The sequence below is a fragment of the Bifidobacterium sp. wkB344 genome, assembly GCF_003688305.1.
GTDB lineage: Bacteria > Actinomycetota > Actinomycetes > Actinomycetales > Bifidobacteriaceae > Bombiscardovia > Bombiscardovia mizhiensis.
The window spans coordinates 203,019-221,490 of sequence record NZ_NPOQ01000009.1 but is presented as its reverse complement, the minus strand read 5'-3'; the positions used below and the strand labels follow the sequence as shown (position 1 = coordinate 221,490).

The following is an 18,472-nucleotide window of genomic DNA, read 5'->3' as shown; positions in this document are numbered from 1 at the left end:
CATCCATCCATATAGACAAAGGAGTTCTCATGGATCTGCATCTCAAGAACAAGGTATTCATCATCACCGGCGGCTTCAAGGGCATCGGCAGGGGCATCACTCTACAACTGGCCCAGGAGGGTGCCATAACCGCAGTCATCGACCGTGACGAGTCAGCCAGGGACCAGTTCTGCAAAGACATCGAGGCCTATACCGATACCTACCGGACCTTCATTTTGGATCTGAACGACACCGACGGCATAGCACCCATTGTGGAACAGGTACACAAGGAATTCGGCCATATCGATGGCATAGTCAACAACGCTGGAGTTAACGACAACAAGGCTTTGGAAACTACTGACTGGCGGGAGTTCGAGCGTTCCGTACACGGCAATCTCACCCACTACTACGAACTCATGCACGCCTCTTGTGCTTACCTCAAGGAAAGCCACGGATCAGTCATCAACATCACCTCCAAAACCGCTGTGACCGGTCAGGGCAAGACCAGCGCCTATGCAGCAGCCAAGGGCGGGGTTCTGGGCCTGACCAGAGAATGGGCTGCGGCCTTGGTCCATGATGACGTACGTGTGAATGCCATCGTGGTCTCGGAATGCTGGACTCCGCTCTATGCTGACTGGATCAAGACCTTTGGCGATGAAGAGGCCCAGCAGGCACGCCTGTCGGTCATCACAGACAAGATTCCTCTGGAGCATCGCATGACCACACCCGAAGAAATCGGAAATACCGCCACCTTCCTGCTCTCTGATCGCGCATCACACACCACCGGCCAATGGGTGTTCGTCGATGGCGGATACGTCCACCTGGACCGGGCACTGAATTGAGCTCTGACATGGAAAATACAAATACGCGAAACAAGGGCGGGTCCAAGGCAACCGTCGCCATAACCCTGGTCATCGGACTCTTCTTCATTTGGGGATTGACCATGAACCTGGTCAACGCCCTCAACAGCCCATTCAGCAACTACATGGAGCTGAACAGCACCCAGGCATCACTGCTGCAGGTGGCCTACTACGGAGCCTACTTCGTCATGGCCATCCCAGCCGGAATCATCTCCAAGCGCTTCGGTTACAAGGGCGGGGTCATCTCCGGACTGATACTGTTCGCGGTTGGAGCATTCATCGTGGTGCCGGCCACAAATATGGCCAGCTACGGACTCTTCCTATTCGCCATGTTCGTGGTAGCGCTGGGAGCATCATCTCTGGAGACCAACTGCAACCCCTACGTCACTAAGCTGGGCGATGAAAAAGGCGAATCCTTCAGACTCAATCTGGCACAGAGCTTCAACGGTGTCGGCAACGTAGTGGGGCCTCTGATTTTGGGCAGAGTCCTATCCAAAACCCTGACCCCAAAAGAGCCAGGCTTTGAGCAAGCCAAGGTCAAGTTCCTGTCTGATACCAGGATGATCTATATCGTCATCGGCATCGTTCTACTGCTGGTGTTGGCTGTCTTCATCGTCTTCAAACTGCCAACACCACCTGGCGATGACGAGCAGGAAGGGAAAACTGGTAACGGCTCCGGCACCTCAAGCCTGCTGAAACGCCCTTACTTCGTACTGGGCGTGATAGCCGAGTTCATCTTTATCGGCTTGCAGGTGGCGGGCATGGCCATGTTCTCCGCTTATGCTCTCAAACACTGGGGCGCTGGCATCACCGCCGGTCTGGCTGCCACACTGTTGGCATTGCTGTCGCTGCTGTTCACCCTTGGCCGGTTCCTGACCACTCCGTTGATGACCAAATTCGATGCCGGTAAGATACTGGGCGTCTACATGTGCATCACAGCCGTGCTGATGCTTCTGGTATTCCTGGGTCTGGGACGATTCTCGGTCATATGCTTCCTGGTTGCCTATCTGTTCATATCGATCGGCTACCCCACGATCTTCTCGCTGACGCTCAAAGGCATCAGGGGCAACGACGCCAAGACCGGCTCTTCAGCGCTGGTTATGAGCATCGTCGGAGCGGCCCTGATCCCACTGCTGCTTGGTGCCATCCAGGATGCCATGGGCATCGAAATCGCCATGCTGGTGACCGTACCCGGATTCCTCTACATCGCCTGGTATGCCTTCCGCGGGTGCCGCATAGGTCTTAAGCAGGGGGCCTGACATGACACGACAACTACAGGTCATCGATGCTCACTTCCATATGTGGGATCTTGAACGGCAACATCTGCCGTGGCTGGACGGAATGCCCTCACTGAACCGGAGCTTTCCCCTTCATGAGCTGGAAAGCGAGTACGAGCAGCTGGGAGTGGAATTTCTGGGCGGAGTCTATGTGGAAGTAGACTCGGACGACCCCCTATTAGAGGACCGTTTGGTCTATGAGAACAATGACCCCAAGATTCTTGCCCGAATGCTCCGAGTCCAGGTAGGACCCTATATGAGGGTGCCCATCAATGCGACGGGCATCAGAGAGCCGCTGCATACTGACTCTGCCCCTCGCGGCCGTTGCATGGAACCCTCCTTCATCGCTGGGCTCCGCGCCATGGCTGATAAGGGCCTGCCCTTTGAGCTATGCAACAGGGGGGCAGAACTACCGGACATGGCTCAGGCATTTTCTCAAGTTCCTTCCCTGACTGTCATCATGGACCATCTGGGCAATATGCCCGACTTGTCGCCGGCCTCTAGAAAGGCCATGCAAGCCATGGCGGCTCTGCCGCACTGTTATATCAAGGTGTCAGGCGACTTGCCCGTCGATCGCGACATCGTCGCCTTCGTCAGGGACACATTTCCCCCGGACAGGATCCTCTATGCCTCCAACTGGCCGGTCGTCACCGTGCACTCCTCACTCCAGGAACACTGGCAACTGATGCTGGATACCTTTGGCCCTGATGAGGACTTCTTCAAGCACAATGCCATGAGGGCCTATGGGATCCATGCCGATATGCTTACTGTGGAAGGGTGAACATGAGCACATCATCAGCTAAATTCGAGGGAATATTCTGCCCGTCGATTACCATCAGCGACGATCAAGGAGTCATCGACACCGACCTGTGGGGACGACATCTGGACCATCTGATCCAGGCTGGCATTAATGGAGTGCTCCTGTTCGGAAGCATCGGCGAGTTCTATGCTTATGATCTCCAAGAGAAGCGCTCAGCTCTGCAATTCGCCGTCGACCATATACGGGGGCGCATGAAGGTATTCGTCGGAGTAGGCGACACTGACATGGACCGGGTTATGGATCTGACCAAGTTTGCCGGACAAATCGGCGCCGATGCCGTGGTGGCTGTCAGCCCCTATTATTTCGGCCCTTCGGAACCGACCGCTTACCGATATTTCACCAGCATCGCCCACGCCTCGACTGTGCCGGTGATCCTCTACAACTTCCCGGCTCGTACAGGCAACGACTGCTCCCCGGAGTTGGTCGCTAAACTGGCCCAGGAATGTCCAAACATCGTTGGCATCAAAGACACCGTAGACACAATCAGCCACACACGTCGAGTCGTATCGGCAGTCAGACGTGTCAGCCCTGAGTTCTCGGTGTTCTCCGGATTCGACGAATACTATATGGTCAATCGCATCTGCGGAGGCAACGGTGTTTTATCGGGCCTGACCAACGTGGAGCCGGAAACCTTCGTGGCCATGCATCAGGCCTATCAAGAGGGCGATTACCGGACTGCGCTTGACAAGGCACGACGCATCAACCACCTGATGGCGATTTACGACACTGCGGATTTGTTCGTGTCAGCCATCAAGGGAGCTGTGCGACTGCAGGGTCTTCCCATCAGCACGCGCATCCGCGAACCAGCCATGCAGATTGATGACGATCAGATGAAACAGATCGAAACCATATTGCGTAGTTGAGCTTTCGTCTGTTGCATCGAACTGGGCCTGAGGAAAGGAACATACCCTTCCTCAGGCCCAGTTGTTTGCCTGTCAGCGATCAGACCAGCTTGCGCTCAAAAGGATCGGAGCTGATGCCGGCGGCCACGATGTCGCGGCTCCACTGCTTGGCCGAGAAGAGCGAATGGTCGCGATAGTTGCCGCAGGAGGTGATCTCGGTTCCGGGCACGTCGTCCCAGGTGGCCTTTTCGGCGATGAACTCCAGCGACTCCTTCAGGGCCTTGGCCACATCCTCGGTCGAATGACGGCCCCAGGCAAGCAGGTGGAAGCCCGTCCGGCAGCCGAAGGGCGAGCAGTCGATGTATCCGGGGATGCGCTCGCGCAGGAGCACGGCGATGGTGTGCTCGATGGTGTGCAGCCCGGCAGTTGGAATGGCGTTCTGGTTGGGCTGGACCAGACGGAGATCATAGTTGGAGATGATGTCTCCCTGGGGCCCCTTCTCCTCGTCGATCAGTCGAACGTAGGGCGCCTTGACCTTGGTGTGATCCAGCTGGAAGCTCTCTACAATAGGTTTGTCAGCCATTGTTATTTCCTTTCCTGTCGGGCGCCCGGTATGAAAGGCAACCTTGATGAAGTCGTGTATGTCTCATGGTAGGCCGACCTACCTATCAGATTCGGCAGTGCCCCTGACCACATCCACCCCTCTTCTGGCCGAAAACTCGGAGATGACACCCATGAACTGGGGTCCATACTGCTCCAGCTTGTGCTCCCCCACACCATTGACGGCCAGGAAGGTTGCATCATCAGCCGGACGAAGACGGCACATATCGCGCAGTGCCTTGTCGGAGAAGACAATGTAGGGAGGCTTGCCAATCTTGCGGGCTATGCTGGTCCGCAGATCGCGCAACTTCTGGAAAAGTTCCTCATCCTCTGGGCTGGCATCGCTAGCAGCGGCCTGATCGAGACCGTCATCGTCGACAGTCGAAGAAGACCTGCCGCCGTAGACCTTGCCCGAGGCACGCGGGCGTTCCGTCCGCTTGATCTCGTAATGGAAGTCCGGACTGACCGTCTGCGCGGCCTTGGGCCCGAAATGGACCATGGGCAGCCGCCCTTCGGTGATATACAAATACCCGTCCGAGGCCATCTGGTTGAGCACGTCACGGATTCGCGCCTCTGGAACCTGGTCCAGAGCACCATAGCTAGGGCACCGATCCAACCCTCGCCGAAGAAGATCCTGCGAGCGCGATCCCCGGAGAATTTGCGCGATCTTGCCGGAGCCGAATCCCTGGTTCACATCATGAACGCACCTGCTGATGGCACGGGCCACATCGCTGACATCGATGGTCGTGAAAGTGCTCAGACAGTTGGAACAGTTCTGGCAGCCGCCGCTGCCCGTGTCAGGATGCCCGACCGGGACGGATTTGCCCTTGTCAGCCTCGGCAGGCGAAAGACCTGCGGCAGCCTGATCCACCTCCTCGCCGAAATACCGCAGCATGTACTGGTGAAGGCAGCCGGTGGTCCGACAGTAACCGATCATGACGTTGAGCAGACGCCGGTGTTCGGCCCTGACTGCTTCAGCCTGCTCACCAGTCAGTCTGTCATTGCCGTTGTCCATGTCCAGCAGGCGCCTGCGGGTGACAATGTCACTCTCGTTCCACAGCAGGGAGCAACGGGCTGGCTCGCCGTCACGTCCCGCTCTGCCGGCCTCCTGGTAGTAGGCTTCGATGCTCTCAGGCATATTGTGATGAATGACATAACGTACGTTGGACTTGTCGATGCCCATGCCGAAGGCATTGGTGGCCACGACAACCTGCACCTTGTCGTTGACGAAGTCCCGTTGCGCCTGCTCCCTGTCCTGTGCATCCATGCCAGCGTGGTAGCTGACAGCACTAACACCGGCCTTGGTCAGGTCATCAGCCAGAGCTTCAGTCTCCTTGCGGGTGGCGCAGTAGACGATGCCAGAATCATCGCCATGCTTCAGTGCGTACTGGACCACCCAGCGATTCTTGTATTTGCTCTCCAACTTGATCACGTCGAAGAAGAGGTTGGGCCTGTCGAAACCCGTCACCGCCACGTAAGGGTCATCAAGGCCCAACATGTATACGATGTCGCGCCGAACCTTCTCGGTCGCCGTAGCGGTGAAGGCCGCCACCGTAGGTCGGTCGGGCAGGGACCTGATGAAATCGCCGATGCCCAGGTAGGCAGGGCGGAAGTCCTGACCCCATTGGGATACGCAGTGGGCTTCGTCCACAGCCAGCAGGGAAATTTTTGTATGCTGGGCGAATTCCCTGAATCTGGGGGCGTCCAGCCGCTCGGGAGCCACGTAGAGGATCTTGCTGCGCCCTTGTGCAGCCTGAGCCAGGGCCAGGGACTGCTCATCCATGTCCTGGGTGGAATTGACGAATGAGGCCTGGATGCCTGCATCCTCCAGCCCGTCCACCTGGTCCTTCATCAGGGAAACCAAGGGAGAGATGACGATGGTCAGACCGTCCAGCAGAGTGGCAGGAATCTGATAGCAAATGGATTTGCCGGCCCCGGTCGGCATAACACCCAGGCAGTCCCGCCCATTCAGGATAGCCTTGACCAGATCCTGCTGACCCGGGCGAAAGGACTCATATCCGAAATACCGCTTCAGCGCCTGCCCTGCATCCTGGATGTCCACCATGATTCCCCAGTCTATTGCCACGGCAGGAGTCAAGCAGTGGGCGAACGACCATGTGGTCAATCGTCGGGAAAACGAACACTTACAGGGTTGCAGCAGCCAGAAGCTGACGGGTATAGGACTGCTCAGGATGATTGAGGATGGCCTTCACCGGCCCCTCCTCCACAACCTTCCCCTGCCTGAGCACCATGACCCTGTCTGCTATGTGCTGGACCACACCCAGATCATGGGAGATGATAATCATGGACATACCATTTGACGAATCGCTCTGCTGTTTGGACTGGGCCATGATTGATTGAAGGGTATGGAGAATCCCTACGCGTGCTGAAACGTCGATGGCACTCATAGGCTCATCGGCCAAGAGTATCCTAGGCTTGACGATCAGGGCCCGGGCTATGGCCGCCCGCTGGGCCTGGCCGCCTGAAAGATCGGAGAGATAAGCCGTCATGATCCTGTCCGGATCAAGCTGGACCTCTGACAGCACCTGGGCCACCCGATCGGCAAGGTCTTGTCCGCTTTCCCTGCGCCTGACAGCCAGCAGAGGTTCGGCTACCGACCGACCGATGGTCCACCGGGGATCCAGGGAAGCAAAGGGGTTCTGGAAGACCAGAGCGGAATCATGGGCAAGCGACTTAGCTGCCGCGGAACCATGGAGAACTGATCTGCCCAAATATGCCACCTGCCCGGCATTAGGCCTCAGCTGGCCCAGAAGCAGACGGGAAAGCGTGGTTTTCCCCGAGCCGGACTCCCCTATGATCGCCAGGCACTCCCCCGGCAGGAGGGAAACATCGATGCCGTCAACTGCAGCTTCTCGAGCCGTTCCACTGCCGGTGGAGGCATAGACCTTGGTCAGGCCCTCCCCGATCAGGATCGGATCGGCATGTGCACCGTCAGTCAGCCTCATGCTTGCCTCCATCTGTGCTCAGCGTCAACTCTCTGGCCGCCCGCACCAGGGTCCTGCCCTGCGGACTGGATGGACTACGCAGAATGCTCTGCGTCTGTCCGCTTTCCACCACTCGCCCAGCGTCGAGGATGTAGCAGTAATCGGCAACCCGGGCCAGGACTGAGAAATCATGGGTGATGAACAGCAGGGAGGCCCCATTCTGGTCGACCAGGGAGACCAGCAGGTCCACAATCTGCCGCTGGGTTATTGCATCCAGGGCCGTGGTCGGCTCGTCTGCCAGAATCAGTCTGGGCTTGGTGACCAGGGCCGTGGCTATGGCCGCCCGCTGCTGCTGCCCCCCGGACAGCTCATGCGGGTAGGAACCGGCCAGCCCCTCATCCAACCCGACCTGGGCCAATATCTCCATAACCCGTCTGCGCCGTTCCTGGACGCTCAGACGATAGTGGCGACGGAGGGGAAGCTCAACCTGACTGTAGATCTTCTTGACCGGGTTCAAGGCCGTGGAAGGATTCTGAAAGATCATGCCCATACGGGAACCGCGCAGGTCCGCCAGGGACCGATCGTCCGAACCAAGAATCTGGAGCCCGTCCACCAGAATGGATCCCGACAGGGAGGCCGTCAGTGGTGTGGTGCCCAAAACACTGCGGGCGATCATCGACTTTCCGGAGCCTGAGGATCCGATCAGGCCAACCCGTTGGCCATCCTTCACCTGGAGATCCACCTGGTCGAGAATGGTGCGGCCATTGATGGACAAGCTCAGGCCGTCAATATTCAGCGACATGGTTAGTCTCCCTCGCCTGCATGGATCGTATTCTCGACATGACGACCAGAGTCATCTGATTGCGCAGACGTTTCCTGACGCGCAGATTGAAGAGTGGACCGTCCGGCGGCAGCTACGGCAGCCCTGAGCCTGGGGTTGGTAACCGGATCGATGGCATCACGCAGGGCGTCACCGAACAGGTTCAGAGCAACCACCACCATGGTGACCACCAGGCCAGGCCAGAGCACAGTAAGTGGAAAGACATTGATGAACTTGACCGAGGTGGTCAGTGAGTGCCCCCAGGAGGGCAGACCGGAGGGAACACCCACCCCCAAGTAGGTCAACCCTGCCTCAGCCAGCACGGAGGTCCCCGCCGACATGGAAAGCTGTACGCACAGGACAGGAATGACATTAGGCACCAGATGGGTGCAGAAGATTCTGAAGGATCCGACCCCGCTGTGTCGGGCGGATCGCACATAGTCCGACTCTGCCGCCAGGAGCGCTTGGGGCCGTACGATCCGGGCCAGGTTGAGTCCATAACCGAACCCACAGGCCACGACGACCACGGCGATGCTGGGGCCCAGGGGGACAGCCAGGATCAGGGCCAGCAGAACTGTAGGCAGGGAAATCAGGGCATCGACCAGGACTACGACCGTTTGCGATACCCCGGAACGACGCGAGACCATGGCCATGACCAGAAGGAGCCCCAATACGCCTGATAGGAGGACCGCCAGAAGGCTGATGGCCAGGTTGGTGGCCGATCCCGCCATCAGCCAGGAAAGAATGTCTGCCCCGGTGCCATCCGTTCCCAGCAGATGGGCGCGGCTGGGGGCCTGCCAGATCCGGTACCCGTCAGTGACCCAAATCGGAACCGGGGTCCAGAACCTGGAGACCAGGGAGACCAGGATCCATATGGCCAGAACAGTCATCGAGTAACGCCCCGAGGCCTTGCACCACATGCTGGCCAGCACCACCCGCACCCGTCCGAAGAATCCCAGTTGGCCGGGGAATGTGGCTCTCAATCCCAGGTGGGGCCTGTCTGCGTGTTCCCAACTCATCAGGCAGCCACCTCCTGTCTGGCCGCACCTCGAAAACGCGGATCGATCAGCCTATGAATAACGTCCACCAGCAGTCCCAGGAAGAGGAAGAAGGCCGCCAGCAAAAGGAGCTCGGATTGAACGGCCGGAAGATCCCGGTTGCCCACATCGGTGATCAGCATGGAGCCCAGTCCCGGCAGGGCGAACAGGTTCTCGCTGACCATGACCCCGGTGATCATCTCGGCCATGGTCAGTCCAATCACCGAAACCAGCTGGGGGGAAGCCAGCCGCAGACCGATGCGCAGAGCAGCCTGGGTCCGGGTCATCCCGCAGGCCATGCCCATGTCCACATACCCCGAAGAGAGCATGTCGCCCAACAAGGAGCGGGTGTACCGCATGATGCCGGCACCCACGATGATGCCGGTGGACAGCGCGGGCAGAATCAATGCCGCCAAGGCCTGACCCGGCTGAGCCCAGCCGAGTGCAGGAAAGCCCTGAGAGGGCAACAGACCAATCAGGCCGCTGCCCTTGGCGAAGAGCATGATCAGCAGCAGTCCTGACCAGAGGGCCGGTACTGATCCGCCCACGATGGCTACCATGTGGCTGAATGACTGCATTCGTGGCGAGCGAGCCAGAGCGGCCGCACAGCCCAGGGGAATGCCCAGCAGCAGAGCCACGCCCAGTCCCAAAAGAATCAGCGGAAAGGTGATCTGGGCTCGGACACCTACCTGAGAAGCAATGGAACGGTTGGTCAGAATGGACCTGCCCAGATCCCCTTGCAGAAAGTCGCTGATCCAATCCAGATACTGCCTTGGGTAGGAGCGGTCCAGGCCCATCTGCCGACGCAGCCGCCCGACGCGTTCGGGCGCGGCATCCAGCCCGGCCATGACGGCGGCCACGTCACCGGGCAGAATGCGCAAGGCCAGGAAGATGAGCAGCGAAATGCCCATCAGCGCCAAGATGAAGAGCACCAGCCGCCGCATCAAGAATCTGGCCATGGTCACCCCCGCCTGTAGGTCACATCGGACAAGGGCATGAGGGACTGGTTGAGATCGACCGGGAAGCCCTCCAACCCCTTCCGCCAGGCCGTGGTCACCCGGTAGTTGAAGAGCCAGTCCGCCGCTGCGTCCTTGCTGACGATTCGGGCGGCCTGGGCTAGGAGCCTGTTGGAGTCATCAGCGGAGGTCGTGACCATGGCCTGACGGTAAAGCTCCTGGACCTGACGATTGTCATAGTTGTAGTAGTAGCCGGGGTTGGCCCACTGGTGGAAGTCATGGCTCTCGCCATGATCCACCAGAGACAGGTCGTAGTCCTTGTTAGCATGCACATCCTGGAGCCAGACTGAAAATTCCACCACCCGCACATCCAGGTCGATGCCCACCTGACGCAGCTGCGAGCGCAGCTGATCGCCCAGTTCGCTGCCATAGGTGTTGGCATAGGTCAGTCGCAGCTTGAGCCGGTGTTCGGGACCGTACCCGGCCTGGGCCAGAAGCCGCCGCGCCTGCTCCGGATCGTGGGGGTAGAGCCCGGTCAGATCCTGATAGCCGGGATCCAGAGAGGGTATGGGGCCGCCCAGAGCCCTGTCCGATCCTCCCCGGGAGGCGATCAGCTGCCGATGGTCGATGGCATGGCGGATGGCCTGACGCACCCGTGGATCGGATGTGGCGCCACCCTTGCCGTTCATGGCCAAGACGTACTTGTCGGTATCGTCGCCCGCCTTGACCTGGAAGTCGGGGCTCTTGCGGAAGGGGCTGGCCAGGTTCTCGGTGACCGGAGCCAGCACCTGCACATCCCCGCTACGCAGGGCGTTGACGGCGGCGTTGTCATCATTGAGGTAACGGATGACGATGGTTGGCGTCTTAGGCTTGTCACTGCCCCAGTAGTGTGGATCGGCCTTGAGCGTTACCGAGTCGTTTGGCCTGAAGCTTTCCAACAAGTATGGGCCGGATCCCACAGCCTGGGTCTTCATGTCGTAATGAGCTCGTCGGTCAAGGACCAGACCGGCCCGCCCGCTCAGTTGCCAGAGCAGATCCTGGTAGGGTCTGGACAACGTCAGGCGCACCGTCAGCGGATCCGTGGCCTCCACACCCTGGAAGCCCTCCAGCATCTCGCTGCCCTGATAGTGACCTGCCATAAGCCCGCGAATGGAGTCGACCACGTCCTGGGCCCGAAGAGCATGGCCGTTGGAGAAGCGGATGCCCTCATGCAGGTGGAAGGTGTAGACCAGGCCGTCCTCGGAGACATTCCAGGTTTTTGCCAGCCCTGGGCGCACCCGATTCCTAGAATCTCGTGACACCAGACCCTGATAGACATTGCCGATCAGAAGCTGATCCAGCGCCGTACCCGACTGGTTGCGGATGTCCAGATTGGTGGGAGCCAGCTTGAGGCCCACCGTGACCGTATCCGCCACGCTCCCGCCCTCGGCCTGACCAGCGGCTCCACGATGCCCGGTCCACAAGGAGAGGGCCAAAGCCAGTGCCAGCAGGAGACTGAGCAGCTTCCAGGGCAGGGTGTTGCCGCCCGACCTCATGGGTCTGATCCTGGCGTTGAGTTCAGAGTCAGTGCTGGGGCCTGACTCCTGGGCCACGTCTGTATCTGCTGCGGTCACGCTGTCATGGGCATGCGTGCCGTGTCGATCTGCGTTCATTGACGAATCCTTATGCTGTGGTTGACCGCCATTCTGGTCGATCACCGCCCACCAGCATACTCCCCGAAGCCATCACACAGGCTTATGCGCTTAGGATGGATTCGGAAAGCGCCACGCGCCCGGACGACGGCAGGGAGGAAGAGACATGCTGCTGGCCATCGACATCGGCAACACCAACATCGAGGTCGGATTCATGGAGGGCGACCAGGTTGCCGCCTCCTACAGGCTGACCACAAGGATCGATCACACGGCCGATGAGTTCGGGCTTCTGCTGGGGCAGCTCATGGCCCTGGCCGGCTACAAGACTGCGGATGTGCAGGACGCCATCATCTCTTCGGTGGCTCCTGCGGTCATGCACGCCGTCAGGTCTTGCTTGATCCGCTTCTTTTCCATCGACCCCATGGTGGTGGGCCCCGGCGTGAAGACAGGCATGAACATCCGTCTGGATGACCCGCGCTCCTTGGGCGCCGACTGCCTGGCAGACTGCGTGGGCGCCTTCCACCGCTACGGAGGTCCGGTATTGGTCATCGACTTCGGCACGGCCACTACCTTCAACTATGTTGATGACAGGGGCGCTATTCGCTCAGGCCTGATCGTGCCAGGTATCCGTTCGGGTGCCCAGGCCCTTGCCGGTCAGACCGCCCAGCTGCCCCAGGTGGAGATCACCCGTCCTCAGACCATCATGGCAACGGGCACCAAGACGGCCATGCAGGCCGGACTCTATTACAACTTCCTCGGCGGCCTGGAGCGGATCATCCGCCAGTACCGCAGCGAGATAGGCCGGGACTTCCACGTGGTGGCCACGGGCGGCATGGGCCGTACCTTCTCAGAAGACACCGATCTGATCGAGGTCTACGATCCCGAGTTGATCTTCGCTGGCATGTACAGGATTCACCAGCTCAATGCCGATGGCCGACCACACGCTGCACCAACGCGCCATTGACCTGCAGACTGGCCTGCTTGCCATCCCCGTCAATGCCGGCCAGTGAACCCACCAGGATCTGGCCCTCCAGCTGAACCTGAACCGGATGCCTGGTCCGGTTGAACAGAAAGACGAAGCGCGTCCGATCATCCTTGCTGACTCGCTCAATTCTCAACAGATCAGGGTCTCCATGGGCCGACCTCATATCGGCGATATCCAGCGCCTCCAGCAGGGAAGGAAGGACCTTGGCCAGATCCTGGGCATCCAGACGGCAACCCAGGTAGGCGGCCTTACCATGACCCCAGTCGTGGACGGTCATGGCTGGCATGCCATCCATCCCTGTCCAGGGATCCGACCGGTAGCTTGCCAGGACGTCAGTGTCCTTATCCAGGTGACCGATGACATCGGCCCAATCGTGCGCCGTAACCCCATTGGTCAGATCCAGATGGTCCAGCAGACCGGGCACACCGGGAGCCATGGGTGCGAACTCCTCGACCGACAGACCCAGCAGGTCCCGAAGCGGCCCTGGATAGCCGCCGGTCCAGACGCGGTCCTGCTCGTCGGCGATGCCGCTGCCCCAGGTGACGATCAGCCGCCCTCCACCATGCACATACTTGTGCAGCCGCTTGGAGAGGACAGCGTTAATCAGATAGAGGGCTGGCAGGACCACCAGCGGGTACTCCTCCCAGTCAGCCCTGACTGGGAGAACATCAGGTCGGATGGCGTTGTCAAGGAAGGCCCGGTACCAGACCGGCGGCTCCTGGCCATGCTCGACCCGGTCGCTGGGTGAGGCTGCGTGGGAGCTGGCCCACTGGCTTGCATAGTCGAAGACCAGGGCCACCGGGGCCTTGGCCAGCGTGGTACCAGCCAAGCCAGCCTGCGAGAGGCCCTGCAGGTCCCCTCCCAGCTGGCAGACGTCGCGGAAGACTGCCGTGTCTTCGCCTGCATGAGGCAGCATGGCCGAGTGGAACTTTTCCGCCCCAGCCCGGGACTGCCTCCACTGGAAGTAGCAGATGGCATCAGCCCCGAGTGCCAGGTGGGCCAGGGAGTCGCGCTCCAGCTGTCCGGGCTCCTTACGGGGGTTGACCGGCCGCCAGTTGACCGCCGAAGTGGCCTGCTCCATAAGCCACCAGGGGCGCCTACGGGCGATGGCATCCACCAGGCTGGAGGAATAGGCCAGCTCTTCCAGATGATCCCTGCCCGGGGTCACATAGTGGTCGTTGGCCACAAAGTCCACCTGGTTGCCCCAGTCGTCGTAGTCCAGGGCGAATCCGCCGGCACTGACCATGAAGTTGGTGGTCAAAGGTATATCCGGGGTGATCTCAGCCAAGGTATCGCGCTCGGCCATGTAGAAATCCTTGAGGGCGTCAGAGCTGAACCGCTCAAAGTCCAGCATGCGGCCCGGATTCTGGAAATTCCCCTGGCCGATGAAACGCGGCGGCAGAATCTGCGAGAAATCGCTCAACCTCTGTGACCAGAAGTCCGTACCCCAGGCGCGATTGACGGCATCGATGTCCTTGTAACGGCGGCGGCACCAGCGCTGGAAGGCCCGCATGGCATCGTCGGAATAGTCGAAGCGATTGTGACAGCCATACTCATTGCCCACATGCCAGGCCACCAGATAGGGGTTGTCCCGGTAGTGCTCGGCCATGGCCCGGCAGAGTTTCAAGGCGTAGGACCGGAAGATCGGCGAGGTAGGCCGCCAATGCTGCCGGGCCCCGGGCCAAACCGTGTCGCCTCGCTCGTCCCTGAGCAGAACCTCAGGATGGGCCTGGGTCAGCCAGAGCGGCGGCGAAGCCGTGGCCGATGCCAGGTTGACCCCGATGCCGGCCCGACCAAGCTTGTCAATAATCCGATCCAGCCAGTCAAAGTCGAAAACACCCTGGCTGGGCTCTATGCGCGACCAGGAGAAGACCGCCAAGGCCACCACGTTGACCCCTGCCTTGGTCATCAGCCTGATGTCCTCATCCCATGTATCCTCAGGCCACTGATCGGGGTTGTAGTCGCAGCCGTACCAGAGGGACTGCTGACCCTTGAGATGCTTGGGCCATCGATAGGGCCGCCGTGTCGGTTTGCTCATGGGTAGAACCTCCTGGTCCGTCTCAAACCTCGGACGGGGATACCTGCCGCGTCCACGTCGTCCCGCGGCTCCGGGATCCCCTGACCATTATGTCCCACCAGGCTGACTGTTTAGGCCTCGCCTTGAGGATCCAAGGGAACGGAAGAGACGAAGGCGCGCCTACCCCCGGTGAAGGGGTCGGTGAATTCCAAGCGACGGGCCACCAATTGCAGTGGTCGGGAGAAGTCGTCATAGGCCCGGGTCTGGATTCGTGGGTACAGGTCGTCGCCCACTATGGGCAGACCCAGAGCATTCATGTGCACACGTAGCTGGTGGGTCTTGCCGGTCTTCGGGTAGAGGGTGTAGGTGGCCAGACATCCATGGCCCGCCGTCAGCTCGACTCGAGTAACGGCATTGACCGGCCCGCGCTCTTCCCAGGCCTGGAGAACCCCTCGGCGTTTGATCACCCTGGAGCGGCGCTCTAGCGGGAAGACCCGGGGCGGATCCAGGTGTCGCACGGTGCCGGTCCGCGGGCGAGCTATGGGTCGTACCGGCGCCAGACACTGGTAGATCTTGCGCACGCGATGCTCCTGGAAGAGCATCTGATAGGCCCGCCTGGCAGACGGATCTCGCACCAGAACCAGCACGCCTGCCGTGGCCCTATCAAGCCGGTGGGCAGGGATGATGTCGGGCTCCCCGTAGAGTCGGCGCATTCGGATCAGCACAGTACTGGCGTACCACATCCCTCGAGGCATAGTGGCCAGAAAATGGGGCTTATCGACCACGATGATGCGCTGGTCCTCGTATATGATTCGGGGTTCGAAGGGGATCCGCGGCTCCTCAAGGACCATCCGGTGCCCCCGCTGCCCGGACCCGACAGCCATGGGATCTTATTCCACCGTGACCGACTTGGCCAGATTGCGGGGTTTGTCCACATCCAGACCCTTGAGCCGGGCCATGTCCAAGGCGAACAGCTGCAGGGGGACCACGTCCACCAGGGGGCTTAGCAGGGTTGGGCAGGGCGGCCTCCAAAAGACCACGTCAGCATAGCGGTCGGCGTCCGGGTCGCCCTCCTCGGCCACGACAATGGTGAAGGCGCCACGGGCCTTGACCTCCTCGATGGCCGAGATGACCTTGTCGTGCAGCACATTGCGGCCCCGTGCGCTGGGTACGATGACCACCACAGGCTCCCCCGGCTCCACCAGGGCGATAGGCCCGTGCTTGAGCTCGCCAGCGGCGAACCCCTCGGTGAAGATGTAAGCGATCTCCTTGAGCTTGAGCGCCCCCTCCAGGGCCACCGGATAGCCCACATGCCGCCCCAGGAAGAGGAAAGAGCGGGCCTTGGACATGCGCTGAGCCGTCTGGCTGATGACCTCGGCCTGTCCGTCCAGCACCTTCTGGATCTTGGCCGGCATGGCCTTGAGGCTGTCGATGGTCTGGTGGATCTCGTCTCGATACATGGTCCCCTTGACCTGGGCCAGGTAGAGACCCAGCAGGTAGGCCGCCACGATCTGGGCCAGGAAGGCCTTGGTGGAGGCCACAGCCACTTCGGGGCCGGCGTGGGTGTAGAGCACGGCGTCGGACTCCCTGGGGATGGTGGACCCCTGGGTGTTGCAGATGGCCAGAACCCGTGAACCCTGCTCGCGTGCGTGGCGAAGCGCCATCAGCGTATCCATGGTCTCTCCTGACTGGGATATGGCCACGACCAGGGTGCGCGGGGTCAGAATGGGATCACGGTAGCGGAACTCATGGGCCAGCTCGACCTCCACCGGGATGCGGACCCAGTGCTCGATGGCGTACTTGGCCACCAGCCCTGCGTAGGAGGCCGTTCCGCAGGCCACAACGATGATCTTGTCGATCTGGCGGAAGACCTCCTCATCGATATGAACCTCGTCCAGATCCAGGTCGCCCGACTCGTCGTATCGGCCCAACAGGGTGTTGGAGACGGCAGCCGGGTCCTCGTGGATCTCCTTGTCCATGAAGGAGTCCCATCCGCCCTTTTCAGCGGCCGAGGCATCCCAGTCGACGGTATAACGGCGGGGATGCTCCACCGGGTGCCCTTGGAAGTCCGTAACCTTGACCTGGTCCGCGCTGATGCAGACGGCCTGGTCCTGCCCCAGCTCCATGGCCTGGCGTGTATAGGCTACGAAAGCCGCCACATCGGAGCCCAGGTAGTTCTCCCCGTCTCCCAGGCCGACCACCAGCGGCGAATCGTGTCGGACGCCCACCACCAGATCAGGCTGACGTGAGTCCACAGCCAGGATGGTGAAAGCTCCTTTGAGCATGCGGGCCAACCGCCTGATGGCCTCGAAGATGTCGGGCTGGCCGGTGGCATCGACGATCTCCTGGGCAATCTTGCCCAGAAGCTTGGCCGCCACTTCGGTGTCCGTGGAGGACACGAAGGTGTATCCCTCGGTCTCCAGGTCCAGCCGCAGCCTTGAGGCGTTCTCGATGATCCCGTTGTGGATCAGCGCGACCTTGCCGTCGCGGCTGGTGTGGGGATGAGCGTTGACATCAGTGGGTTCGCCATTGGTGGCCCAGCGGGTGTGCCCGATGCCCACGGTGGCTTCGGGCATGGGCTTGGTCTTCAGATCAGCGACCAGATTGCCCAGGCGCCCCGCCTTCTTGCGTACGGCCACCTGCGTCATTCCCGGGGCAGCCAGGGCCACTCCGGCCGAGTCATACCCTCGGTACTCCAAACGCTCCAGACCCTTGAGGCAGACCTCCAGGGGCCTGCCGCAGGCCGTCCGTACTGATCCCGCATAACCGACGATTCCGCACATGGACCCCAGTCTAGCCATGGGAGTTCCGCCGTCGCCTGTCCGGAAGGCTTCTTGCCGGAATTTCTACAACCTGGACAGGGCCTGAGCCTGCTGAGGCTAGAGTACGGTATGCAAGAATTCAGCGAACCTCTCGGAGTGCGGATGGTCGATGATGTCAGGGCCTCCCTGCTCCACCACGACTCCCTGATCCATGAAGACGATCTGCTCGGCCACCTCGCGGGCGAAGCCCATCTCATGGGTGACCACCACCATGGTCATGCCCTGTTGGGCAACCTGCCTCATGACCCCCAAAACCTCTCCCACCAGCTCAGGATCCAGGGCTGAGGTGGGCTCGTCGAAGAGCATGATGTCGGGGTGCATGGCCAAGGCTCGCGCGATCGCCACACGCTGCTGCTGACCGCCGGAGAGCTGGGCAGGATAATAGTCCATCCTGTCCTCCAGCCCTACACGTTCCAGCTGGGCCTGAGCCTCCTGGCGGGCATCGGCCTTGGGAACCCGGCCCACATGGACCGGTGCTTCCATGACGTTCTCCAAGGCAGTCATGTGGGGGAAGAGGTTGAAACGCTGGAAGACCATGCCGATCTTGGATCGCTGCCTGGCAATAGCCTTGTCATCCAGGGTCTGCAGCACAGAACCTTTGCCGGTATTGATTTTCCTGTATCCGGTCAGCTCGCCGTCCACATAGATTTCGCCGGCTGTGCGGGTCTCCAGCTGGTTGATCAGCCGCAGCAGGGTCGACTTGCCTGAGCCGGAAGGCCCCAGGACGGCCGTTACCGTGCCGGGCATGACTTCCAGGTTGATCCCCCGCAGTACATGCTGGTCGCCGAATACCTTGTGCACATTCCTGATGACGATAGCCGGATCCTTATTGACTTGCCCATTTTTCCTGGTCTGCCTGTCCTCGTCCATGATTTTCCTCC

General features: G+C 60.5%; 16 protein-coding genes. 5 read left to right on the top strand and 11 right to left on the bottom strand.

The window, feature by feature from the left end; genetic code table 11:
- Positions 1–29: 29 nt before the first annotated feature.
- From CI601_RS02480 to CI601_RS02465, 4 genes are read left to right on the top strand one after another with little or no spacing between them, the layout of a single operon-like run.
- A complete protein-coding gene (locus tag CI601_RS02480) occupies positions 30–821 on the top strand; it encodes an SDR family oxidoreductase (protein ID WP_024626656.1) in 792 nt (263 codons plus the stop codon).
- A gap of 8 nt (positions 822–829) precedes the next feature.
- A complete protein-coding gene (locus tag CI601_RS02475; RefSeq protein WP_029675985.1) occupies positions 830–2,098 on the top strand; it encodes an MFS transporter in 1,269 nt (422 codons plus the stop codon).
- A 1-nt stretch (position 2,099) separates the two neighbouring features.
- Entirely contained in the window at positions 2,100–2,897 is a 798-nt protein-coding gene (locus CI601_RS02470; RefSeq protein WP_024626658.1) for an amidohydrolase, read from the top strand.
- Positions 2,898–2,899: 2 nt separating this feature from the next.
- Positions 2,900–3,799 (top strand): dihydrodipicolinate synthase family protein, encoded by a 900-nt coding sequence (locus CI601_RS02465; protein WP_024626659.1) that lies wholly within the window; start codon positions 2,900–2,902, stop codon positions 3,797–3,799.
- Between the two features lie 79 nt (positions 3,800–3,878).
- On the opposite strand, the gene CI601_RS02460 is transcribed toward CI601_RS02465, so the two are convergent.
- The 7 genes from CI601_RS02460 to CI601_RS02430 all read right to left on the bottom strand — a co-directional run bounded on the left by CI601_RS02460 (position 3,879) and on the right by CI601_RS02430 (position 11,788).
- The gene (locus CI601_RS02460; protein ID WP_024626660.1) at positions 3,879–4,361 is read right to left on the bottom strand and encodes an S-ribosylhomocysteine lyase; all 483 of its coding nucleotides are present in this window, start codon (positions 4,359–4,361) and stop codon (positions 3,879–3,881) included.
- Positions 4,362–4,439: 78 nt separating this feature from the next.
- A complete protein-coding gene (locus tag CI601_RS02455) occupies positions 4,440–6,443 on the bottom strand; it encodes a RecQ family ATP-dependent DNA helicase (protein WP_024626661.1) in 2,004 nt (667 codons plus the stop codon).
- A 79-nt stretch (positions 6,444–6,522) separates the two neighbouring features.
- Positions 6,523–7,344: an ABC transporter ATP-binding protein gene (locus CI601_RS02450; RefSeq protein WP_029675987.1), complete on the bottom strand. Its 822-nt coding sequence runs from the start codon at positions 7,342–7,344 to the stop codon at positions 6,523–6,525.
- Complete coding sequence (locus tag CI601_RS02445) at positions 7,331–8,125, bottom strand: ABC transporter ATP-binding protein (protein WP_024626663.1); 795 nt, start codon at positions 8,123–8,125, stop codon at positions 7,331–7,333. The genes CI601_RS02450 and CI601_RS02445 overlap by 14 nt, the downstream gene beginning before the upstream one ends.
- 2 nt (positions 8,126–8,127) lie before the next feature.
- A complete protein-coding gene (locus CI601_RS02440; RefSeq protein ID WP_024626664.1) occupies positions 8,128–9,063 on the bottom strand; it encodes an ABC transporter permease in 936 nt (311 codons plus the stop codon).
- Between the two features lie 98 nt (positions 9,064–9,161).
- Positions 9,162–10,139: an ABC transporter permease gene (locus tag CI601_RS02435; RefSeq protein ID WP_121914162.1), complete on the bottom strand. Its 978-nt coding sequence runs from the start codon at positions 10,137–10,139 to the stop codon at positions 9,162–9,164.
- Positions 10,140–10,141: 2 nt separating this feature from the next.
- Positions 10,142–11,788, bottom strand: coding sequence for an ABC transporter substrate-binding protein (locus tag CI601_RS02430; RefSeq protein ID WP_121914161.1), 1,647 nt, complete (start codon positions 11,786–11,788; stop codon positions 10,142–10,144).
- A gap of 145 nt (positions 11,789–11,933) precedes the next feature.
- On the opposite strand from CI601_RS02430, the gene CI601_RS02425 reads away from it, so the two are divergent.
- On the top strand, positions 11,934–12,731 hold the full coding sequence (locus CI601_RS02425; protein ID WP_121914160.1) for a type III pantothenate kinase: 798 nt from the start codon (positions 11,934–11,936) through the stop codon (positions 12,729–12,731).
- On the opposite strand, the gene CI601_RS02420 is transcribed toward CI601_RS02425, so the two are convergent.
- The 4 genes from CI601_RS02420 to CI601_RS02405 form a co-directional block, all read right to left on the bottom strand.
- The gene (locus tag CI601_RS02420; protein ID WP_121914159.1) at positions 12,688–14,790 is read right to left on the bottom strand and encodes a beta-galactosidase; all 2,103 of its coding nucleotides are present in this window, start codon (positions 14,788–14,790) and stop codon (positions 12,688–12,690) included. The two genes, CI601_RS02425 and CI601_RS02420, sit on opposite strands and share 44 nt — an antisense overlap.
- A 110-nt stretch (positions 14,791–14,900) precedes the next feature.
- Complete coding sequence (locus CI601_RS02415) at positions 14,901–15,653, bottom strand: pseudouridine synthase (RefSeq protein ID WP_121914158.1); 753 nt, start codon at positions 15,651–15,653, stop codon at positions 14,901–14,903.
- A 6-nt stretch (positions 15,654–15,659) separates the two neighbouring features.
- Complete coding sequence (gene glmS, locus CI601_RS02410) at positions 15,660–17,552, bottom strand: glutamine--fructose-6-phosphate transaminase (isomerizing) (protein WP_121914157.1); 1,893 nt, start codon at positions 17,550–17,552, stop codon at positions 15,660–15,662.
- Positions 17,553–17,648: 96 nt separating this feature from the next.
- The gene (locus CI601_RS02405) at positions 17,649–18,461 is read right to left on the bottom strand and encodes an amino acid ABC transporter ATP-binding protein (protein WP_121914156.1); all 813 of its coding nucleotides are present in this window, start codon (positions 18,459–18,461) and stop codon (positions 17,649–17,651) included.
- Positions 18,462–18,472 lie beyond the last annotated feature (11 nt).